The organism is Nocardioides sp. JCM 18999 (genome assembly GCF_055391175.1).
On record NZ_AP043887.1, the window covers coordinates 2,619,199 to 2,639,344 of the forward strand.

Consider the following 20,146-nt stretch of genomic DNA (forward strand, 5'->3'; position numbering starts at 1 on the left):
CAGACTGCGTGCCCATGACGCGTTGGCCGGTCGCCGTACCACTGCTCCAGATCGGGGTGATCCTCGTGCTCGGGTGGATCTGGGGCACTGGCGAGTCTGATGGGACGTCGCTCGAGACGGATTGGGGTCTCCTCGCCCTGACCGTGGCAACACCTCTCGTCGTAGGTGCCGCCGCGCTCTTCGGACGGCGCGTCCGCGGAGTCCTCCCAGCCTCCGATGGCCGAACGCTCTCGACGGTCGTCCAACGGGTGACCGAGGTCCTCTTCGTCGTCAGCGCGACCGTCGCCCCGCTGGCCGTGCTCGGCGCGCTCTTTGAGGTCGGCTGACGGAAGCGGCTGACGCTACGCCGGAAGCCCCGCCAGCAGCTGCTCGCGGGCGGGGATCCAGGCCCGTTGCACGGCGCGCTCGCTCGCGATGGCCCGCAGCATCCGCAGGCCCCGGATGGTCGCGATGGCGGTCAGCATCACCGCGCTGAACTCGGGTCGATCGACCAGCCCCGGCGCGACCTGACGGGACGCCTCACCCAGCGTCACCATCACCGCGTCGTCGAACTGCACCAGGTGCTCGCGCAGCTCCTCGTCGGTCCGTGCGGCGATGAACAGCTCCTGCTGCGCCGCGGAGACCGGGCCGGAGAAGATCTCCCACAGCCGGTCCAGCAGCACCGCGTACTGGCCCTCGGGATCGTCGGCCACGTCGAGCGGGGTCGAGACGAGGTCGTTGACCAGCCGATCGGTGAGATGGCTGAGCGCCTGCACGACCAGATCCGCCTTGGTGGCGAAGTAGTGAGCCTGCGCACCCCGCGTCACGCCGGCCCGCTCGCACACCAGGATCGTGGTCAGGCCGGAGTAGCCGCGGTCGACGAGCACGTCGATGGTCGCGTCCAGCAGCGCCCCTCGAGTGGCGGCACGCCGTTCTGCCTGGGTGCGTCGCACCCGCGGCGCGGCGCCGCTTCCATTCGAGGGAGCACTCGATGTCATTCCCTCAACCTAGTGGTTCGCGGCCGCTAAGCCGCGCACCCGAGCCGCAGAGACCTCAGCGCACGCGCAGCTTGCGCATCACTTTCAGCTGACCGTTGACCAGGCCGACGAACTTCTCCACGGGCGTCCCGGGCGGCGGGCCGACCGGTCCGATCCGGGAGGCGGCCACGGTCTGGGAGTTGGTGAACCGGCGGATCCCTTCGGCACCGTGGCGCTTGCCCAGGCCGCTCTCCCCCATCCCGCCCATGCCGGCCTCGACCGATCCGGCGGCGAGAGACGCACCGTCGTTGATGTTGACCGAGCCGGCACGGATCCGCGGGGCGAGCGCCTGAGCGGCCGAGATGTCACGGGAGAAGATCGAGGCCGAGAGCCCCTGCCGTCCCAGGTTGGCCATCGCGACCGCCTCGTCGACGGTGTTCACCCGGTACAGCGCGATCACCGGCCCGAACGTCTCACCCAGGCAGAGGTCCATCTCGTCGGTGACGTCGGCGAGCACGGTCGGCTCGAACACGTAGGGCCCGAGGTCCGGTCGTGCGTTGCCGCCGGCCAGCACCGTCGCCCCCTTGGCGACGGCGTCCGCGACGTGGGCGGAGACCTTCGTCAGCTGGGCCTCGGACGCGAGCGACCCGATGTCGAAGCGCAGGTCCAGCGCCTGGCCGACCCGCTGCGCCCGGGTGGCGGTCAGCAGCGCGTCGACGAACCGTTCGTAGACGGCGGTGTGGACGATGATCCGCTCGAGGTGGATGCACATCTGCCCGGTGTTGGCGAAGGCCGCGTCGACGACGCCGCGGGCCGCCGCCTCGATGTCGGCGTCGGCCAGGACCAGGCACGGGTTCTTGCCGCCCAGCTCGAGCGAGGCACCGATCAGCCGCTCGGCAGCCTGCACGGCCACCTTGCGCCCGGTCGCCGTCGAGCCGGTGAAGCAGATGTAGTCGACCTCGTCGATCAACGCGACCCCGACGGCCGGACCGTCACCGGCCACGACCCGCCAGACGTTCTCGGGCAGACCGGCCTCCGCCATCAGGGCGCGCGCCCAGAGCAGGGTCAGCGGAGTCTGCGGGTCGGCCTTCCCGACGACGGTGTTGCCCGCCAGGATCGCCGGCAGCAGGTCCCCCACCCCGAGGTAGAACGGGTAGTTCCACGGCGAGACGATCCCGATCACGCCCTTGGGCACCCGGACCTCGCGCACGCTGGTCGCGATCGGGACCGCACCGCGGACCTTGTGGTCGGCCAGGTACGACGACCCCTGCCGGGCGTAGTGCCGCGCCAGGTTCGCGACCTGGAGCACCTCGTTGAAGGCGTGGAAGCGAGCCTTGCCCATCTCCCACTGGATCAGGTCCATCACCTCGTCCTGGCGCTCGAGCATCAGGTCGTGGAAGCGCAGCACCACCGCGGCCCGGTCCTCGAAGCTCAACGCCGCCCACGACGGCTGGGCCGCACGGGCCTCGGCGACCGCCGCGGCGACGTCCTCGGTGCTGGAGGCGGGGACCGCGACCGTCGGCCGGGCGTCGTACGGCGCGATCGCGGTCTGCGTGCGACCGCCGCCGGACACGGGGGTCGCCACCCAGTGCACCAGCGAGGCGATCCGTCCCTGGTTCACCCATGCGGGTCGGAAGTTGGTGCCGGTCTCTTCGATCAGGGTCATGGGTCTTCCTCAGTTCCGGACGAGCGTGATCGGCTGGCCGTCCTTGGGGAACGGCAGCGAGTGGTTGTCCATCGGTGAGCGGTAGGCCGGCGGGACGGACCAGTGGTAGTCGCGCAGCAGCCGGTGCATGATCGACTTCACCTCGAGGGCGGCGAAGTTGAGCCCGATGCACTTGTGCACCCCGCCGCCGAACGGCTCCCACGCGAACCGGTGCGACCGCTCCTCGCGACGCTCGTCGCTGAACCGGTCGGGGTCGAAGACCGTCGGGTTCGTCCAGTACTCCTCCATCAGGTGCGAGAACTGCACCCCGACGAGGACGTCGTGCCCGGCCGGGATCCGCACGCCCTGGACGACCGCGTCCTTGACCGCGTGCCGCAGCAGCACCGGCACCGGCGGGCGCAGCCGCAGCGTCTCGCGCATCACCAGGTCGAGGGTCTCGAGCTGGCCGATGTCGTCGATCGTCGGCGTCTCGCCGATCGCCATCGACTCGGCCCGGCAGCGCTCCTGCCAGACCGGGTTCTGCCCGAGCAGCTGCAGCATGTTGGAGGTGGTGTTGGTGGAGGTGTCGTGCGCCGCCATCATCAGGAAGATCATGTGGTTGATCACGTCGGCGTCGCTGAACCGCTCGCCGTCCTCGGTCTCGATGTGGCACAGCACCGAGAAGATGTCGTCGGTCGGCGTCGCCCGCTTCGACGCCATGTAGTGGCGCAGGAAGTCCTCGAGCACCTTGCGACTCTTGAAGGCCCGACCCCACCGGGTCAAGGGGACGTCGGCGCGGACGATGCCGGCGGCGGCCTGGACGCAGTCGATGAACGCCTTGTTGATCTTGTCCATCTCGGCGGCCGAGGTGTCGGCGGCACCACCCATGAAGAGCTGGGCGGCGATGTCGAGGGTGAGCTGCTTGGTCCGCCAGTACGACTTGAACTCTTTGCCGTCGTTCCAGGTGGCCAGACCGTTCGCGATCGCCGGCTGCATCAGCGCCATGTAGTTCTCCAGGCGCGGCCGGGTGAAGGCCTCCTGCATGATCCGGCGGTGCTGGTGGTGGTCCTCGAAGTCGAGCAGCATCAGGCCGCGGTCGAAGAACGGGCCGACGATCTTGCCCCAGCCGGGTCCGTTGGCGAATGCCTTGTCCTTGTTCTGCAGCACCTCGGCGCAGGCATCGGGGCCGAGCACCATCACGCCGATCTCGCCGAGCGCGTTGAGCGGCGTGACTGCGCCGTAGGTCTCCCACTGGTGGTGCATCAGCGCGACCGGGTCCTTGGCGTAGACCAACGCCCGCCCGAGGACGGGCAGCCCCTTGTCGCTGGGCAGCAGCTCCGGCAGCTCCCGTACGTCGTTCTCGATCCGTGTCGCCTCGATCGTCATCCATGCCCCCGTGCTCAGTGATGTGACCCGCGTCATGTCGCGCCAGGACCAGACTGATTCAGGAAGGACATCCTGTCAACCTTGTCGAGACTCCGATCTGCTGACAGGGTGGACTCATGGCCGTGCAGTCGGGGATCTACCGGGGACAGAGTGCCGACGAGCGCGCAGCCGAGCGTCGCGAACGGCTCCTGGAGGCCACCCTCGCCGTGTGGGCCGACCCCGAGCAACGCACCACGATGACCGCCATCTGTGCCGCCGCCGGCCTGACGGAGCGCTACTTCTACGAGAGCTTCGCCCGTCTCGACGAGGCACTCGCGGCCGTCCTGGACGCGGTCGCCGCCGAGATCGAGGCGGTGACCGTCGCCGCGGCAGATGCGGCCGGCCCCGACGCCACGGCCCGGGTCTACGCCTCGATCCGGGCGTTCCTGCAGCTGCTCGTCGACGACCCCCGCAAGGGCCGGGTGGCGATCATCGAGTCCGCGTCGATCCCCGAGCTGCGGAGCCGACGCACCGCGTTGCTGCGCTACCTCGCCCACCGCTCGGCCGAGGAGGCGCGCAGCTACGGATTCGTCGGCTCCCACGACGACGGCCGGGAGAACGACGTCGCCGGGCTCTTCTTCATCGGCGGCATGGCCGAGCTCGTCACCGCCTGGCTGGACGGCGCCCTGGTCGCCACCCCCGACGAGCTGATCGACGCCGCCGCTCACGGCTACCTCGGCCTCTATGGCTGACACGACCGACGCGATCGCCCGCCAGCCGCGGCGGCCCGGGCGACCCGCCGACGCCGCGATCGACGACCGCATCATCACCGCCGCGATCGAGCTCTTCGCCGCCTCGGGCTGGTCGGGCTTCAACCTCGACGCCGTCGCCCGGCGTGCGCAGGTCGGCAAGGCCGCGCTCTACCGACGCTGGCCCTCGCGGGAGGCCCTGATCGGGGACGCCCTGGAGCGGATCGTCCTCCCCGACACCGACTTCGACACCGGCTCGCTGCGGGGCGACCTGCTCGCCCTGGCGGGCCACATCTGGGACCTGAGCCTCTCCCCCGCCGGCGCGATGGTGATGCGGGTCGCCGTCGAGGCCCGTCGCGAGCCAGGAGTCTTCGGCCCCCGGCTGGCCGAGATCGTCACCCGACAGAGCGCGATCGGCCAGGCGATGATCGGCCGGGCCGTGGCCCGCAGGGAGGCCGACGAGGCGGTCTCGACCCGGATCGTCTTCCACGCCCTGTCCGGGGCGATCGAGAACCGGATCCTCTTCACCCCTCCCGACCGGCTCCCGGAGCTCGTCGCCCAGCGCGACGCTGTCCTGGGCGCGATCGTCGACTTCACCCTGGCCGGCGTACGCCCCGCCCCTTGACCTCGGCGCGGGCACCTCCTAGTTTCAGACGGAATCTGTCCGTTACAACAGTGAGGTCCTCCGATGAGCGACGAGCGTCCCTTCGAGATCAACGGGTTCTGCCACCTTGCCCTGGTCTGCTCCGACATGCAGCGCACCGTCGACTTCTACTCCGGCGTGCTCGGCCTGCCGTTGGTGAAGACCGTCGAGCTGCCCGAGAACGGCGGCCAGCACTTCTTCTTCGAGGTCGCGCCCGGGAGCTACCTGGCCTTCTTCTGGTTCCCTGACGCTCCCCCGCCGGCACCCGGGATCGCCTCGGCGGCCGACATGCCGGGCTTCGGCGAGATCCAGAGCGCGATCGCCTCGATGAACCACGTCGCCTTCACCATCCCGCTGGACCGGTTCGACGAGTACAAGGCGAAGCTGGACGACGCCGGGGTCCGCACCGGCCTGATCCTCAACCACGACGACTCGCCCTGGACGGTCGCCGCCGAGATGCACCCGGGCGTCTACATCCGCTCGCTCTACTTCGTCGACCCCGACGGCGTCCTGCTCGAGTTCGCCGCCTGGACCCGTGAGATCGGACCGGACGAGGCCCACCTGGTCCCGCGCACCGCCGCCGACGCGCACACCGCAGCGGGCGCCTGATGCCGCGGCTGCGCCAGGTCCCCCGCTCGGAGGCGACCGCTCCGATCGTGACGATGATGTACGACTTCCTCTTCGGCCCCGACCGGGACCCGGTCGCGGAGCCGGGCACCGAGTCCGGCACTCCCGGTGACTGGTGGACCGTGTTCGCCCTCGTCCCCGACGTCCTCGAGCACGCGGTCCAGGGGTTCGGCGTCTACCGCTCGGAGAAGCGGCTGCTCCCGCCGGTCCTGCGCGAGCTCGGCCAGACCCGCGCCGGCTGGGCTCGCGGCAGCCAGTTCGTCTTCTCCCAGCACTGCAAGTCGCTGCGTGCCCTCGGGGTCAGCGAGGAGAAGATCGCGGCCGTCTCCGGCTGGCAGGTCTCGGCCGCGTTCGACGACGTCGAACGCGCCGTCCTCGCCTACACCGACGCCCTCGTGTACGACGGCGGGCGGGTCGCTGACGAGGTCTTCGACGCCCTGCGCCGCCACCTCGGCGACGAGCAGATCCTGGAGCTCACCTACATCACCGCGCTCTACGAGATGCACGCCGTGATGAGCCGCGCCCTGCGCACCGAGTTCGACGACCGCCCCGAGCCGGTGATCGAGGTCGCCGCCCCCGAAGGCGCCGAGGCCTACGACGTGGGAGCCGCCACCTCACGCCGCTGAGCAGGAACGCCGATCGGGCGGTGACCTCTCGCGAGGTCACCGCCCGATCGGCGTAAGTTTCTGACTGCTCAGCAGGCTTCAGCTGAAAACTTCTGCCTGCTCACCGAGCTCAGAAGTTGTCGATGGCCGCGTTCAGGGTGGCCGACGGACGCATCACGACCGCGGTCTTGGCGGCGTCCGGGTAGTAGTAGCCACCGATGTCGGCGGGCTGACCCTGGACCGCGTTGAGCTCGTCGACGATCGTCTGGACCTTCTCGCGCAGCTCCTGCGCCAGCGGGGCGAACGCGGCGGCCAGCACCGGGTCGGCGTCCTGGCGAGCGACCTCCTCGGCCCAGTAGAGCGCGAGGTAGAAGTGCGAGCCACGGTTGTCGATCGTGCCGAGCTTGCGGCCCGGGCTGCGGTCCTCGTCGAGGAACGTGCCGGTCGCCTTGTCGAGCGCGTCGGCGAGCACCTTGGCGGCCGGGTCGCCGGCCTGGTCGGCGTACGCCTCGAGCGACGGGACGAGGGCGAAGAACTCACCGAGGGAGTCCCACCGGAGGTAGTTCTCCTCGACCAGCTGCTGCACGTGCTTCGGGGCGGAGCCGCCGGCACCGGTCTCGAACAGGCCACCACCGGCGATCAGCGGGACGATCGAGAGCATCTTCGCCGACGTGCCGACCTCGAGGATCGGGAACAGGTCGGTGTTGTAGTCGCGCAGCACGTTGCCGGTCACCGAGATGGTGTCCTGGCCCTTGCGCATCCGCTCCAGCGAGTACGCCGTCGCCAGCGCAGGGGCGAGGATCTGGATGTCCAGGCCCTCCGTGTCGTGCTGCGGCAGGTAGGTGTTGATCTTCTTGATCAGCTCGGCGTCGTGCGCACGGGTCTCGTCCAGCCAGAAGATCGCCGGGGTGGCCGAGGCGCGGGCGCGGGTGACGGCCAGCTTGATCCAGTCCTGGACCGGGATGTCCTTGGTCTGGCAGGCGCGCCAGATGTCGCCGGCCTCGACGTCGTGCTCGAGCACGACGTCACCGTTGGAGGCGAGGATCCGGACGGTGCCGGCCTCCGCGAGCTCGAAGGTCTTGTTGTGCGAGCCGTACTCCTCGGCCGCCTGCGCCATCAGACCGACGTTCGGCACGGTGCCGATCGCGGCCGGGTCGAGCGGGCCGTTCTTGATCACGTCGTCGATGGTGGCCTGGTAGACGCCGGCGTAGGACGAGTCCGGGATCACCGCGAGGGTGTCGGCCTCCTCGCCCTGGACCCCCCAGAGCTTGCCGCCGTTGCGGATCAGGGCCGGCATCGAGGCGTCGACGATGACGTCGGACGGCACGTGCAGGTTGGTGATGCCCTTGTCGGAGTTGACGTAGGACAGCCGCGGGCCGTTGGCCAGACCGGCGTCGAAGGCCGCCTTGATCTCCGCACCGTTGGGCAGCGCGTCCAGGCCGGCGAGGATCGCGCCGAGACCGTCGTTGGCCGACAGGCCGGCCGCAGCCAGGTCGTCGCCGTACGTCGCGAAGACGTCCTTGAAGAAGGCGCGCACCACGTGGCCGAAGATGATCGGGTCGGAGACCTTCATCATCGTGGCCTTGAGGTGGACGGAGAACAGCACGTCCTCGGCCTTGGCGGTCGCGATCGCGTTGGCCAGGAAGGCGTCGAGGTGCGCGGCCGACATCTTGGTCGAGTCGACGACCTCGCCCGCCTGCACCGGCAGCTTCTCCATCAGCACGGTGGTCTCACCGTTGGCGGCCTCGAAGACGATCGAGAGCGTGTCGGCGACCTCCACGGTGACGGACTTCTCGTTGGAGCGGAAGTCGTGCGCACCCATGGTGGCGACGGTGGTCTTGGAGCCCTCGCCGAAAGCCTTGTTCCGGTGCGGGTGCTTCTTGGCGTAGGCCTTCACCGACAGCGGCGCGCGCCGGTCGGAGTTGCCCTCGCGCAGGACCGGGTTCACCGCGGAGCCCTTGACCTTGTCGTACTTCGCCCGGATCTCGAGCTCCTCCGGGGTGGAGGGCGCCTCGGGGTAGTCGGGGACGTCGTAGCCCTTCTCCTGCAGCTCCTTGACCGCGGCCTTGAGCTGCGGGATGGAGGCGGAGATGTTGGGCAGCTTGACGATGTTCGCGGCCGGCGTCTTGGCCAGCTCACCGAGCTCGGTCAGCGCGTCGTCGGCCAGCCCGAACTGGGCGAGGATCCGCGCCGCGACCGAGATGTCACGGGTCTCGACGCTCACGCCCGCCTTGGCGGCGTACGCGGAGACGATCGGGAGGAACGAGTACGTCGCCAGCAGCGGCGCCTCATCCGTGTGCGTGTAGATGATCCGGGAAGTACCAGCCATGCCCGCGACACTATCGCGTGCCTGCCTGCGCACAGCCGCTGGGGTTACGCTCACAAGCATCAGCGCAACGACGCGTGAATTGGAGAGTGGAATGGAGAGCCCCATGGACGACACAGCACCGACTCCCGACAACACCGCCACCGACGACAGCACCGATCCGAGGAGGATCTTCACCGCCGAGGTTCTGGGGACGTTCTTCCTCGTCCTGCTCGGCTGTGGTGCCGCCATCTCGACCGGCGCCGACGTGGTCGCGACCGGCCTCACCTTCGGCCTGGTCGTGATGCTCTCGGCCGCAGCGCTCGGCCGCATCTCCGGCGGACACTTCAACCCGGCCGTCACCGTGGGTGCCGCCACCAGCGGTCGCCTCGCCTGGCGGGCGACCCCGCTCTACTTCGGGGCCCAGCTGATCGGGGCGATCCTCGCCGCGCTCGTGCTCTTCACCGTCTTCAACGCCGTCCCGGGCTACGAGTCGAAGAACAACATGGGCCAGAACGGCTTCGGCGACAACTCGGGCTCCGGCATCGAGTGGTGGGGCGCGTTCCTGATCGAGGCCGTCCTGACCGCGGTCTTCGTCCTCGTCATCCTCGCGGTCACCGACAACCGTGCTCCCTCACCGGTGCTGGCCCCCGTCGTGATCGGCCTGACGCTGTCGGCGATCCACTTCGTCGCGATCCCGCTCACCGGCACCTCGGTCAACCCGGCCCGCTCGATCGGGCCGGCGCTCTTCGCCGGCAGCACCGCGATCGAACAGCTCTGGCTGTTCATCCTCGCTCCACTGCTCGGCGCCCTCGTCGCCGGCCTGGCCTACGGCGGCCTCTTCGGCGCCGACCGGGAACCGGTCGCCGGGTCGGGCCTGCACCTGCCGACGCCGCAGCCGGCGGCTCAGACCTCGCCGTGGGGCCCGGGTGAGGGCACCAGCGAGGTCCCGACCGGGATGCCGCAGCGGATCATCCAGGACGGCTGGGAGTGGGACTACGAGTCCCAGCAGTGGAAGCCGCATCTTCCGCCGACCCCGCCGACCCCGCCGGCTGACGTCTGATCGATCAGTCGTTCGGCAGGGAATCGGCCAGGAACCACAGGGCCAGGCCGATCCCTGCCGTCAGGCTGGCGTCGAAGACGCGGCCGCGCACGGCCAGCATCCCGGCGTCCTTCTCCGGCAGCAGTGCGCGGAGGACCGAGGCGCCCAGCACCGCGGCGGCGAGGCAGCGCACCCCCAGCAACCAGCGGCCGCTCGCGGCCACCCCGATGCCGGCGATGGCCACCGCCAGCACGACGAGGAAGCACATCCCGCCGATGGTCCGCGGGTAGGTCCGGGCCTCCGGCTCGACGTCACTCACGAACGCGGCCCGCTGCTCATGCCAGCGACTTCTCCGCGGCGAGCACCACGTTCTGCAGCAGCATCGCGCGGGTCATCGGGCCGACCCCACCGGGGTTCGGCGAGACCCATCCGGCGACGTCCCAGACGTCGGGAGCGAGGTCACCGGTGACCTTGCCGTCGACCCGGCTGACACCGACGTCGAGCAGGGCGGCGCCCGGCTTGATCATGTCGGCGGTGATCATGTGCGGCACGCCGGCGGCGGCCACCACGATGTCGGCGGTCCGGGTGTGCGCGGCCAGGTCACGGGTGCCGGTGTGGCACAGCGTCACGGTGGCGTTCTCGCTGCGCCGGGTGAGCAGCAGACCGAGCGGACGGCCGACCGTCACGCCACGACCGACCACGACCACCTCGGCGCCGGCGAGCTCGACGCCGTGCCGGCGGAGGATCTCGACGATGCCGTACGGCGTGCACGGCAGCGGGGCCTCCTCGCCGAGGACGAGCCAGCCCAGGTTCGTCGGGTGCAGTCCGTCGGCGTCCTTGGACGGATCGATCAGACCCAGCACCCGGTTCTCGTCGATCCCCTTCGGCAGCGGCAGCTGGACGATGTAGCCGGTGCAGGCCGGGTCCGCGTTGAGCGAGCGCACCGCGTCCTCGATCTCGTCCTGCGTCGCGGTGGCGGGCAGGTCGATCCGGATCGACTCGATCCCGACCTCGGCGCAGTCCTTGTGCTTGCCGTTGACGTACCAGCGCGAGCCCGGGTCGTCGCCGACCAGGATCGTGCCGAGACCCGGGGTGACACCGCGCTCGCGCAGCGCCCCGACCCGCTCGGTGAGTTCGGCCTTGATCGCGGCGGCCGTGGCCGTGCCGTCGAGCTTCTGGGCAGTCATCGCAGTGTCCGTCCTGATCAGTGGAAGAAGTGCCGGGTGCCGGTGAAGTACATCGTCACGCCGGCGGCCTTGCAGGCCTCGATGGTGAGCTCGTCGCGCACCGATCCGCCGGGCTGCACGATCGCCTTGACGCCGGCCTCGATCAGGATCTGCGGGCCGTCCTCGAACGGGAAGAACGCGTCGGAGGCGGCCACCGCGCCGCGGGAGCGCTGCTCCCCCTCGGCGAGCGTGTTGGCCCGCTCGACCGCGAGCTTGCAGGAGTCGACCCGGTTCACCTGGCCCATGCCGATGCCGACGGAGGCGCCGCCCGCGGCGAGCAGGATCGCGTTGGACTTCGCGGCCCGGCAGGCCTTCCAGGCGAACTCGAGGTCGGCCAGCGTGGCCGCGTCGGCGGCCTCGCCGGTGGCCAGCGTCCAGGTGGCGGAGTCGTCACCCTCGGCGTCGACGTGGTCGACGGTCTGCATCAGCAGGCCGCCGGAGATCGGCCGGGTCTCCACGGGACTGCCCGCGGTGTCCGCGGAGGCGATCAGGATCCGGATGTTCTTCTTCGCCTGCAGGATCTCGACGGCACCGTCCTCGTAGCCGGGCGCGACGATCACCTCGGTGAAGACCTCGGCCACCTGGCGGGCCATCTCGACGCTGACCGGACGGTTGGAGGCGATCACGCCACCGAAGGCGCTGACCGGGTCGCACAGGTGCGCACGACGGTGGGCCTCGGCGATGTCGGAACCGACGGCGATGCCGCACGGGTTGGCGTGCTTGATGATCGCCACGGCCGGCTCGGCGAAGTCGTTGGCGGCGCGCCGGGCGGCGTCGGTGTCGACGTAGTTGTTGTACGACATCTCCTTGCCGTGCAGCTGCTCCGCGCGGGCCAGACCGGCCGGCCCGAAGCCGTTGAGGTAGAGCGCGGCGGACTGGTGCGGGTTCTCGCCGTAGCGCAGCACCGCCGCCTTGTCGTAGGTGCCACCGATCCATGCCGGGAAGCCGGAGCCGTCGGAGGTGTCGGTCAGCACCGACCCCATCCAGGAGGCCACCTGGACGTCGTACGTCGCCGTGTGCACGAACGCCTTGGCGGCCAGCGCCTTGCGCTCGGCGTAGCTGAAGCCGTCGCCCTGGGCGGCCTCGAGCGCGCGGGCGTAGTCGGCGCCGTCGGTGATGATCGCGACGGAGGGGTGGTTCTTGGCGGCGGCGCGGACCATGGAGGGGCCGCCGATGTCGATCTTCTCGATGCAGTCGTCGATGCTGGCGCCGGAGGCGACGGTGGCGGCGAACGGGTAGAGGTTCACCACGACCAGGTCGAACGGGGCGACCTCGAGCTCGGCCAGCTGGGCGACGTGGTCGTCGAGGCGGCGGTCGGCCAGGATGCCGGCGTGCACGCGGGGGTGCAGGGTCTTGACCCGGCCGTCGAGGCACTCGGGGAACCCGGTCAGGTCCTCGACCTTGGTGACGGGCAGTCCGAGCTCGGCGATCAGAGCGGCGGAGCCGCCGGTGGAGACCAGCTCGACACCCGCCTCCGCCAGGCCGGTGACGAGCTCGGCGAGCCCGGTCTTGTCGAACACGCTGATCAGCGCGCGCTTGATCTCGATCTGGTCCTGCTGGCCGGCCATGGTCATGACTCCTCAACGGTGGGCGTAACACTGGTGGTGAGGGGCACCCAGGCGGGCGATGCCTCTCGAACTCACACTCCCCGGTGGTCACCCACCCGCGCCAGTCGTGTGGGGTCAGTCTAGTGTGCGGCGCCGATCCGTCCGTGCCGACCCTCGACGCTGAAACCCTCCCGCGCGACACGGCCGACGACGTCGACCAGCATGGCCCGCTCGGCGGTCTTGATCCGCTCGTGCAGGGCGTCCTCGTCGTCGCTGTCCTCCACCGGCACGGCGACCTGGGCGAGGATGACTCCGGTGTCGACGCCGGCGTCGACCACGAAGACGGTGGCGCCGGTGATCTTGACCCCGTAGGCCAGCGCGTCGGCGGGCCCGTGGGCACCCGGGAAGCTCGGCGAGAGCGCCGGGTGGGTGTTGAGCGTCCGCCCGCCGAAGGCGCCCAGGAAGGACTCCCCCACCAGCTTCATGAAACCGGCCAGGACCACCAGGTCGGGCTGGTGGGCGGCGACCGCGTCACGCAGGCCCCGGTCCCAGGCGTCCCGGTCATCGAAGTCACCCAGCCGGGTGACGAAGGTCGGGATCTGCGCCGCTGCGGCGCGGTCGAGACCCGCGACGCCGGGGCGGTCGGAGCCGACGGCGACGATCTCGAGGCCGTAGGCCGGGTCGGCGGCGGCATCGATCAGCGCCTGAAGGTTGGAACCGGTACCGGAGATCAGGACGACGACGCGCACAGGCGTGGATCCTATCCGGCCGTGCGGGCGGCGCTCCGCCGCTGCCAGGCGGTCATCCCGGCGGCGCCGGCCAGACCCCCCAGGCCGAAGGCGACCACCGCACGGACGGTCACCTCCAGACCGCTCGGGCCGACGTCGGCCATCCGACCGGGGCCGATCGCTCCTCCGGACCAGTGCGCGAGCAGACCGAAGACGATGCCGGCACCGACGCCGCCGACGAGACCCCGGACCAGGCCCTCGTCCCACCGCGTGGTCGGGTGGCGACGCTGCAGCTGGACGACCCCGAAGGCGGCCGAGGCGACCGCGAGCAGGATGAGCCAGGCCGCCCAGCCCGGTTGGGTGCCGCTGGCGGGCAGTGCGGCGAGCACCGGGTGCATCGGCAGCGGGCCGAGCAGGACTCCGCTCGGGGCGACGCTGGTCCCGGCACCGAAGACGAACCCGGGACCGAGCAGGTAGGCGCCGGAGAACGCCATCGCGTTCGGCACGATCACCAGTGTCGAGCCGGCCAGCAGGGCGCTCTCGGTGGTGTCGGTGCCGAGCTGGGAGACGATGTTCGCCGCCGTGGCGGCGTCGAGCACGAGCGCGAGGACGAACGCGGCGAGCACCACGACGAACCAGGCGCGCAGGATCCGCCAGCCGGTCGCGGCCCCCAGCCGGACGGTCGGCGGCACGGCGACCAGCCAGACCGCGGCCCGACCCGAGCCGGTGGCGATGCCGGCTCCCCCGACCGCGAGGGCGAGCAGGAAGCCGAGCACACAGGCCCGGGCGACGTCGAGACCGAGCGCGGGGGTCGAGCTGAGCGAGCCGACCACCGCCACCACGACGCCGTACGCGAGCGCGAGGAGTCCGGTCGCGATCGGCACCGTCCAGTCGCGCTCTCCGTCGGCGATCCGGTCGGCGTCGGGGCCGTGTCCCGAGATCGATTCCCCCACGCGGACACCGGAACGCCACAGCGCCCAGCCGAGGAGCAGCGTGAGTCCGAGCGGCAGGAGGCCGATCGCGGCACCCGCGACGTGCACCCCCGAACCGTGTGCGACCAGCCAGAGCACGGCACCGGTCTGGACCGCTCCACCCGGCTGACCGAAGTCACCCGACCCGGTCAGGAACCAGCCGACCATCGTGATCGCGCACACCACCGCGAGCACCCCACCGGCCGCCCAGACCCCGCCGAGCAGCGCGGTGGCGACGAGCGGTCGCCGGTGCGCAAGATCGGTCGCGACATCGTCGGACGAGCGGCGGACCGCGTCCTGGGGCGGGCGGAGCGGGGGAAGCAAAGAGGTCATCCCGACCATCATGACTGTGGCGCAGACGTGGGCTGCGACGGCTCGCCGGGTAACGTGTCCTTGCTCATGTGGACACCAGCTGACATCGCCCGGTTCGAGACGTTCTACAAGGACGTCCGTGGACGTCTGCTTCTCCAGACCTGGGCACTGACCGGCGACCTGACCGCCGCGCAGCGCGGTGTCCGGGACGCCTTCGTGATCGCCTGGCACCACTGGAAGAAGGTCAGCCTCCTCGACGACCCGGAGTCCTATGTCCGACCGCTGGCCTGGTCGCGGGCCGGCCGCCGGGCCACGACCCGCCCGTTCCACCGCGAGCGCGGGCTCGACGAGGAGACCCGCGCGACCCTGTCGGCGCTGCACCACCTCCCGGCCGCCCAGCGCCGCGTGCTGCTGCTGGCTCACCTGACCACACTTCCGATCGACGAGCTGGCCCGCGAGGTCGGCGTTCCGCTCACCCGGGTCGAGCGCGAGCTGCAGAGCGCGACGACGGCGTTCGCGCTCTCCCGCGGGGTTCCGGCGACCGGGATCCTCAAGGTCTTCGAACCGATGGCCGAGCAGCTGCGCGACATCCGCTGGCCGCGGCCCACGATCGTGGCCCGTGACGGCGCCAACCGTCGGCGCCTGCACACCGGCCTCGGCGCCGTGATCGCCGTCTCGGTCTTCGTCTTCGGGGGGATCCTCGCCACCGACGTGGACGGTGCGGAACCCAGCCTGAACACCCTGACCTGGAAGACCCCGGCCGAGCCGACCGCTCAGTCCCGCTATCCGCTGAGCACGGACGACCTGCTCAGCGAGGGCATCGTGACCAACGAGATGCCCAGCACCTGGACGATCGACCTGACCTCGGACAGCACCACCGGCAACGGGCTGGTGCTGCCCTGCCAGCGGCAGCGGTTCGCCGCCGCCGACCCCGAGGCGGCGCTGACCCGCAAGCTCACCTCCACCGACGACCGGACCGTCAGCCAGGCCATCGAGGTCGCCGCCGCCGACGACGCCGCGCACCGCACCTGGCAGGCCTCCCGGCACTGGTACGCCGCCTGCGACGAGCCCAACGTGCAGCTGATGAGCACGCGGACCCTGACCGGCGTCGGCGACGAGGCGACCCAGCTGGTGCTGAAGGAGTGGACCTCCCCGAGCCGCACGATCGTGGCCAGCGTGGCCCGCACCGGCGTGCTGACCACCACGGTGGTCAGCGAAGCCCCGAGCTCGGCTCCCCGGACGGTGTCGGACAACGTCGACCTGATCAGCCTGGCGATCACCAAGCTGTGCGACCTGCCCGACGCCGGTGCCTGCGCCAGCGGCGTCACCTCGACGGTGATCCCTCCGCTGCCGGCCGGCCGGAACCCGGCGATGCTCGGCACCTGGGACCTGCCGCCGGTGATCGGCGTCAGCCAACCCTGGGACGCGACCGACCCGGTCGCCGCGACGACCAACCCGGCAGCGACCGGATGCGACTCCTCCTCGTTCAACGGCAAGGGCGTCACCGGCGACCTGACCCGGACCTTCGTCATCCCGACCGCGAAGGGGCTCCCGGCCGAGTTCGGCCTGACCGAGACCATCGGCACCTGGGCCAGCGACAAGGCGGCCAAGACCTTCGTCAACGGCGTCCGCTCCAAGATGGCGTCCTGCCCCCAGAAGGACCTCGGCAGCGACGTGGACCGGATCGAGACGATCACCGCCGACGGCGCCGACATCACCGTGTGGCGGGTCACGACCGACATCTCCGACAACGCCTCGGTGGAGTTCCTGATGGCGATCGCTCGCACCGGCCGGCACGTCGCCCAGGTCGGCTTCGTGCCCGACGGCTCGCACACGATCGCCGAGGGCGACTTCGTCGAGCTGGCGCACCGGGCAGCGGCCCGGCTCGCGGTCCTGAACTGACGGATCCTCAAATGCCTGATGCCCCGGCCGGAGCCGGGGCATCAGGGTGAATCTGTTCGATCAGCAGGTCAGAGCGACTGCATGATCTCCCGCATCAGGGCAGCGGTCTCGGACGGCGTCTTGCCGACCTTCACGCCGACGGCCTCGAGGGCCTCCTTCTTGGCCTGAGCGGTACCGGCCGAGCCCGACACGATGGCGCCGGCGTGGCCCATGGTCTTGCCCTCCGGCGCCGTGAAGCCCGCCACGTAGCCGACGACCGGCTTGGTGATGTGCTCGGCGATGTAGGCGGCGGCACGCTCCTCGGCGTCACCACCGATCTCGCCGATCATCACGATCGCCTTGGTCTCCGGGTCGTCCTGGAACGCCTGGAGAGCGTCGATGTGGGTGGTGCCCACGATCGGGTCGCCGCCGATACCGATGGCGGTGGAGAAGCCGAACTCCTTGAGCTCGTACATCATCTGGTAGGTCAGGGTGCCGGACTTGGAGACCAGTCCGATCGGACCCTTGCCCGCGATGGTGTGCGGCGTGATGCCGGCCAGGGACTCACCGGGGGTGATGATGCCGGGGCAGTTCGGGCCGATCATCCGGGTGGACTTGCCCTGCAGGTAGGACCAGACCTCGGCGGTGTCCTGGACCGGAACGCCTTCGGTGATGACGACGATCAGCGGCATCTCGGCGTCGATCGCCTCGATCGCGGCGTCCTTGGTGAAGGCCGGCGGAACGAAGAGGACCGAGACGTTGGCGCCGGTCGCGGCGATGGCCTCGGCCACGGTGCCGAACACGGGGAGCTCGACGTCAGCGCCGTTGGCGTCCTTGTGGGTGACGGTGGTGCCGGCCTTGCGGGCGTTGACGCCACCGACGATCGTCGCGCCGGAGTCGACCATCAGCGCGGTGTGCTTGGCACCCATGCCTCCGGTGATGCCCTGAACGATGATCTTGGAGTCGCTGTTGAGGTAAATGCTCATCTAATTAACTCAGTTCTCTCTCGCCGCGTACTCAGGCGTTCGCCAGTTCGGCGGCCTTGTCGGCACCGCCGTCCATGGTGTCGACAACCGTGACGAGCGGGTGGTTGGCGTCGGTGAGGATCTGGCGGCCGAGCTCGACGTTGTTGCCGTCGAGGCGGACGACGAGCGGCTTGGTCGCCGCGTCACCCAGAAGCTCCAGCGCGCCGACGATGCCCTTGGCGACCTCGTCACACGCGGTGATGCCACCGAAGACGTTGACGAAGACGCTCTTGACCTGCGGGTCGTTGAGAATCACGTCGAGACCGTTGGCCATCACCTGGGCGTTGGCGCCACCGCCGATGTCGAGGAAGTTGGCGGGCTTGACCCCACCGTGGTTCTCGCCGGCGTACGCGACGACGTCGAGGGTGCTCATGACGAGGCCCGCGCCGTTGCCGATGATGCCGACGGCACCGTCGAGCTTGACGTAGTTGAGACCGAGGTCCTTGGCCTTCGACTCGAGAGCGTCGGCCTCCTCGCGGATCTCGAACGCCTCGTGCTCCGGGTGACGGACCTCGGAGGCGTTCTCGTCGAGCGAGACCTTGCCGTCGAGCGCCTCGAGCTTGTCGCCGGCGAGGCGGGCGAGCGGGTTGACCTCGACCAGCGTCGCGTCCTCCTCGACGAAGACCTTGTACAGGGCCTCGATCATCTCGACGGCCTGCTCGAAGACGGCCTCGGGGAACTTGGCCTCGGTCGCGATCTCGCGTGCCTTCGCAGCGTCGACACCCTTGCCGGGGTCGATACCGATCTGCTTGACCGCGTCGGGGTTGGTCTTCGCGACCTCTTCGATCTCGACACCACCCTCGACGGACGCGATGCAGAGGTACTGGCGGTTCGAGCGGTCGAGCAGGAACGAGAAGTAGTACTCCTCCTCCGGCGGGGTCGCGGGGGTGACCAGGACGCGGTTGACCGTCAGTCCCTTGATCTCCATCCCGAGGATGTTGCTCGCGTGCTCGAAGGCCTCGTCGGCGGTCTTGGCGAGCTTGACGCCGCCAGCCTTGCCGCGGCCGCCGGCCTTGACCTGAGCCTTGATGACGGTCACGCCACCGAGCTGCTCGGCTGCTTCCTTGGCTGCCTCAGCGGTCTCCACGACCACGCCGAGGGTGGTAGCCACACCATGCTTGGCGAAGAGCTCCTTCGCCTGGTACTCCATCAGATCCACGGATCCACCACTTCTGTTGTGTACGTACGGGGGCGCGCGAGGACCTCGTGCGACCCTTGGCGACTCTAGACCTGCATTGCGGGGATGTAACCACTTGGGGCGAGAGCGTGATGCACACCACTCCCCCAGGGCCTCGAGGCGGGGGTACTTCGGCACTATTCTTTGCCCCCTTACGCCTGAAATAGGCACAATCGGTGACCTGGAGGCACACGGCAGGTAGCGAGAAGTTTTCCCCAGAGTCTTGCCGAACGATTCACGAACCCCCTGCCTCGTCGGCTATCGTCGCGTTCGCCGTCTGAACCCGAGCCAGCGGAGTAGTGAAAACTGTGGGATCCCATCGCGCCGACACGGACATCCGTGTGTCAGCCACCGAACAGGCGACCCCGTACGTCGGCAAGCGTGCCCGTCGTGAGCCCGTCGAGGTCGTTGTCGAACCCGTCACGAACGAGTGGCAGCTCTTCGCCGCCGAGTCCCCCGAGGACACCGGCGCCCTGCCCTACGCGCTGACCGAGGACTTCACCGGGTCCCTCCCGAAGCTCACCGACGAGATGCTGTACGGCGCCCCCGGCACCGACCTCTCCGCCGACACGACCACGAACCTTCCGGCGGTCCGCACGGGCAAGCGCCGTGCCGCCAAGCCCGCACGGCGCACGCTGGTGCAGCGAGTGCCCTCCCTGCCGGCCCTGGTCGGCGTGGGCGCCCTGGCGATCGCCGGGTTCGGCGCCGTCACCTCCGGCACGACCGATCTGGTCCGCGTCGACACGGGGAGCCTGCGCGTGGCCAGCGCCCTCAGCGGCACCTCCGGGGTCGCGGTGGTCGGCAGCGCCCGTGAGGCGAGCCTGAGCCGCAGCACGAGCCGCACCGCCGACGCCCAGGCCGTCGCCGCCCAGCGCGACGAGAAGCTCAAGAAGATCCAGGCCGCGGCCCAGACCCAGTCCGACGTGCTGCGCAAGAACCAGTGGCAGCTCCCCATCCCGGCCGGCGTCTACCACCTGACGGCGCGCTTCGGTGACTCCGGCCTGTGGGCCAACCGTCACACCGGCCTGGACTTCGCCGCCTCGACCGGCACCCCGATCCGCGCGGTCGCCAACGGCGTGATCAGCTCGGCCTCCTTCGACGGCGCCTACGGCAACAAGACCGTGCAGACGCTCGAGGACGGCACCGAGCTCTGGTACTGCCACCAGACCGCGTTCAACGTCTCGGCGGGCCAGACGGTCCACGCCGGCGAGATCATCGGCTACGTCGGTTCGACCGGCCACGTCACGGGCCCGCACCTCCACCTCGAGGTCCGCCCCGGTGGCGGTGACCCGGTGGACCCCTACGCGGCGCTGGTCTCCCAGGGCATCAACCCCTGACGCTG

Annotated in this window: 19 protein-coding genes and 1 riboswitch; of the genes, 8 read left to right on the forward strand and 11 right to left on the reverse strand. The window is 70.2% G+C overall.

From position 1 onward, the window contains the following. The first annotated feature begins 14 nt into the window (after positions 1–14). The gene (locus ACZ5J1_RS12925; protein ID WP_464559403.1) at positions 15–326 is read left to right on the forward strand and encodes a hypothetical protein; all 312 of its coding nucleotides are present in this window, start codon (positions 15–17) and stop codon (positions 324–326) included. 15 nt (positions 327–341) lie between these two features. Here ACZ5J1_RS12925 and ACZ5J1_RS12930 read toward each other — a convergent pair whose 3' ends face one another. Genes ACZ5J1_RS12930 through ACZ5J1_RS12940 form a run of 3 tightly spaced genes read right to left on the reverse strand, consistent with a single transcriptional unit; the run spans position 342 to position 3,987 of the window. Next, a complete protein-coding gene (locus ACZ5J1_RS12930; RefSeq protein WP_464559405.1) occupies positions 342–977 on the reverse strand; it encodes a TetR/AcrR family transcriptional regulator in 636 nt (211 codons plus the stop codon). Positions 978–1,032: 55 nt separating this feature from the next. Further along, the gene (locus ACZ5J1_RS12935; protein ID WP_464559407.1) at positions 1,033–2,622 is read right to left on the reverse strand and encodes a succinic semialdehyde dehydrogenase; all 1,590 of its coding nucleotides are present in this window, start codon (positions 2,620–2,622) and stop codon (positions 1,033–1,035) included. A 9-nt stretch (positions 2,623–2,631) separates the two neighbouring features. Next, positions 2,632–3,987: a cytochrome P450 gene (locus ACZ5J1_RS12940; RefSeq protein WP_464559409.1), complete on the reverse strand. Its 1,356-nt coding sequence runs from the start codon at positions 3,985–3,987 to the stop codon at positions 2,632–2,634. 116 nt (positions 3,988–4,103) lie between these two features. On the opposite strand from ACZ5J1_RS12940, the gene ACZ5J1_RS12945 reads away from it, so the two are divergent. From ACZ5J1_RS12945 to ACZ5J1_RS12960, 4 genes are all read left to right on the forward strand, one after another. Beyond that, positions 4,104–4,718, forward strand: coding sequence for a TetR/AcrR family transcriptional regulator (locus ACZ5J1_RS12945; RefSeq protein WP_464559411.1), 615 nt, complete (start codon positions 4,104–4,106; stop codon positions 4,716–4,718). Further along, positions 4,711–5,340 carry a TetR/AcrR family transcriptional regulator gene (locus ACZ5J1_RS12950; protein WP_464559413.1) on the forward strand — a complete coding sequence of 210 codons (630 nt, stop codon included), beginning with the start codon at positions 4,711–4,713 and terminating at the stop codon, positions 5,338–5,340. The genes ACZ5J1_RS12945 and ACZ5J1_RS12950 overlap by 8 nt, the downstream gene beginning before the upstream one ends. A 63-nt stretch (positions 5,341–5,403) precedes the next feature. Next, positions 5,404–5,967, forward strand: coding sequence for a VOC family protein (locus tag ACZ5J1_RS12955; protein WP_464559415.1), 564 nt, complete (start codon positions 5,404–5,406; stop codon positions 5,965–5,967). Further along, entirely contained in the window at positions 5,967–6,611 is a 645-nt protein-coding gene (locus ACZ5J1_RS12960) for a carboxymuconolactone decarboxylase family protein (protein WP_464559417.1), read from the forward strand. The genes ACZ5J1_RS12955 and ACZ5J1_RS12960 overlap by 1 nt, the downstream gene beginning before the upstream one ends. Positions 6,612–6,720: 109 nt before the next feature. Here the strand turns inward: ACZ5J1_RS12960 and ACZ5J1_RS12965 are convergent, their stop codons facing one another. After that, complete coding sequence (locus tag ACZ5J1_RS12965) at positions 6,721–8,919, reverse strand: NADP-dependent isocitrate dehydrogenase (protein ID WP_464559419.1); 2,199 nt, start codon at positions 8,917–8,919, stop codon at positions 6,721–6,723. 103 nt (positions 8,920–9,022) lie between these two features. Between ACZ5J1_RS12965 and ACZ5J1_RS12970 the strand changes: the two genes are divergently transcribed. Beyond that, on the forward strand, positions 9,023–9,958 hold the full coding sequence (locus tag ACZ5J1_RS12970) for an MIP/aquaporin family protein (protein ID WP_464559421.1): 936 nt from the start codon (positions 9,023–9,025) through the stop codon (positions 9,956–9,958). A gap of 4 nt (positions 9,959–9,962) precedes the next feature. On the opposite strand, the gene ACZ5J1_RS12975 is transcribed toward ACZ5J1_RS12970, so the two are convergent. From ACZ5J1_RS12975 to ACZ5J1_RS12995, 5 genes are all read right to left on the reverse strand, one after another. Next, entirely contained in the window at positions 9,963–10,256 is a 294-nt protein-coding gene (locus ACZ5J1_RS12975; RefSeq protein ID WP_464559423.1) for a DUF3017 domain-containing protein, read from the reverse strand. A 16-nt stretch (positions 10,257–10,272) separates the two neighbouring features. Then, positions 10,273–11,124 (reverse strand): bifunctional methylenetetrahydrofolate dehydrogenase/methenyltetrahydrofolate cyclohydrolase, encoded by an 852-nt coding sequence (locus tag ACZ5J1_RS12980; protein ID WP_464559425.1) that lies wholly within the window; start codon positions 11,122–11,124, stop codon positions 10,273–10,275. Positions 11,125–11,141: 17 nt separating this feature from the next. Next, a complete protein-coding gene (gene purH / locus ACZ5J1_RS12985) occupies positions 11,142–12,731 on the reverse strand; it encodes a bifunctional phosphoribosylaminoimidazolecarboxamide formyltransferase/IMP cyclohydrolase (protein ID WP_464559427.1) in 1,590 nt (529 codons plus the stop codon). Positions 12,732–12,769: 38 nt separating this feature from the next. After that, positions 12,770–12,849, reverse strand: a riboswitch (ZMP/ZTP riboswitch). A 1-nt stretch (position 12,850) separates the two neighbouring features. Next, on the reverse strand, positions 12,851–13,459 hold the full coding sequence (gene purN / locus ACZ5J1_RS12990; RefSeq protein ID WP_464559429.1) for a phosphoribosylglycinamide formyltransferase: 609 nt from the start codon (positions 13,457–13,459) through the stop codon (positions 12,851–12,853). Between the two features lie 11 nt (positions 13,460–13,470). Further along, positions 13,471–14,742 carry a cell division protein PerM gene (locus ACZ5J1_RS12995; protein ID WP_464559431.1) on the reverse strand — a complete coding sequence of 424 codons (1,272 nt, stop codon included), beginning with the start codon at positions 14,740–14,742 and terminating at the stop codon, positions 13,471–13,473. A gap of 66 nt (positions 14,743–14,808) precedes the next feature. Between ACZ5J1_RS12995 and ACZ5J1_RS13000 the strand changes: the two genes are divergently transcribed. Beyond that, positions 14,809–16,623 (forward strand): sigma factor-like helix-turn-helix DNA-binding protein, encoded by a 1,815-nt coding sequence (locus ACZ5J1_RS13000; protein ID WP_464559433.1) that lies wholly within the window; start codon positions 14,809–14,811, stop codon positions 16,621–16,623. A gap of 68 nt (positions 16,624–16,691) precedes the next feature. Here ACZ5J1_RS13000 and sucD read toward each other — a convergent pair whose 3' ends face one another. Together sucD and sucC are read right to left on the reverse strand one after the other, a co-directional pair. Further along, positions 16,692–17,588: a succinate--CoA ligase subunit alpha gene (sucD, locus tag ACZ5J1_RS13005; RefSeq protein ID WP_464559435.1), complete on the reverse strand. Its 897-nt coding sequence runs from the start codon at positions 17,586–17,588 to the stop codon at positions 16,692–16,694. Between the two features lie 31 nt (positions 17,589–17,619). After that, positions 17,620–18,786, reverse strand: a complete 1,167-nt coding sequence (gene sucC / locus ACZ5J1_RS13010) for an ADP-forming succinate--CoA ligase subunit beta (RefSeq protein WP_464559437.1) — start codon at positions 18,784–18,786, stop codon at positions 17,620–17,622. A gap of 359 nt (positions 18,787–19,145) precedes the next feature. Here sucC and ACZ5J1_RS13015 point away from each other — a divergent pair, with 359 nt between their 5' ends. Continuing rightward, complete coding sequence (locus ACZ5J1_RS13015) at positions 19,146–20,141, forward strand: M23 family metallopeptidase (RefSeq protein WP_464559439.1); 996 nt, start codon at positions 19,146–19,148, stop codon at positions 20,139–20,141. Positions 20,142–20,146 lie beyond the last annotated feature (5 nt).

What these genes read in the sequence shown, in the direction of transcription:
- ACZ5J1_RS12925 (WP_464559403.1), top strand. Translation starts at nt 15, where the DNA reads ATGACGCGTTGGCCGGTCGCCGTACCACTGCTCCAGATCGGGGTGATC.
- ACZ5J1_RS12930 (WP_464559405.1), bottom strand. Translation starts at nt 977, where the DNA reads ATGACATCGAGTGCTCCCTCGAATGGAAGCGGCGCCGCGCCGCGGGTG.
- ACZ5J1_RS12935 (WP_464559407.1), bottom strand. Translation starts at nt 2,622, where the DNA reads ATGACCCTGATCGAAGAGACCGGCACCAACTTCCGACCCGCATGGGTG.
- ACZ5J1_RS12940 (WP_464559409.1), bottom strand. Translation starts at nt 3,987, where the DNA reads ATGACGATCGAGGCGACACGGATCGAGAACGACGTACGGGAGCTGCCG.
- ACZ5J1_RS12945 (WP_464559411.1), top strand. Translation starts at nt 4,104, where the DNA reads ATGGCCGTGCAGTCGGGGATCTACCGGGGACAGAGTGCCGACGAGCGC.
- ACZ5J1_RS12950 (WP_464559413.1), top strand. Translation starts at nt 4,711, where the DNA reads ATGGCTGACACGACCGACGCGATCGCCCGCCAGCCGCGGCGGCCCGGG.
- ACZ5J1_RS12955 (WP_464559415.1), top strand. Translation starts at nt 5,404, where the DNA reads ATGAGCGACGAGCGTCCCTTCGAGATCAACGGGTTCTGCCACCTTGCC.
- ACZ5J1_RS12960 (WP_464559417.1), top strand. Translation starts at nt 5,967, where the DNA reads ATGCCGCGGCTGCGCCAGGTCCCCCGCTCGGAGGCGACCGCTCCGATC.
- ACZ5J1_RS12965 (WP_464559419.1), bottom strand. Translation starts at nt 8,919, where the DNA reads ATGGCTGGTACTTCCCGGATCATCTACACGCACACGGATGAGGCGCCG.
- ACZ5J1_RS12970 (WP_464559421.1), top strand. Translation starts at nt 9,023, where the DNA reads ATGGACGACACAGCACCGACTCCCGACAACACCGCCACCGACGACAGC.
- ACZ5J1_RS12980 (WP_464559425.1), bottom strand. Translation starts at nt 11,124, where the DNA reads ATGACTGCCCAGAAGCTCGACGGCACGGCCACGGCCGCCGCGATCAAG.
- purH (WP_464559427.1), bottom strand. Translation starts at nt 12,731, where the DNA reads ATGGCCGGCCAGCAGGACCAGATCGAGATCAAGCGCGCGCTGATCAGC.
- ACZ5J1_RS12995 (WP_464559431.1), bottom strand. Translation starts at nt 14,742, where the DNA reads ATGACCTCTTTGCTTCCCCCGCTCCGCCCGCCCCAGGACGCGGTCCGC.
- ACZ5J1_RS13000 (WP_464559433.1), top strand. Translation starts at nt 14,809, where the DNA reads ATGTGGACACCAGCTGACATCGCCCGGTTCGAGACGTTCTACAAGGAC.
- sucD (WP_464559435.1), bottom strand. Translation starts at nt 17,588, where the DNA reads ATGAGCATTTACCTCAACAGCGACTCCAAGATCATCGTTCAGGGCATC.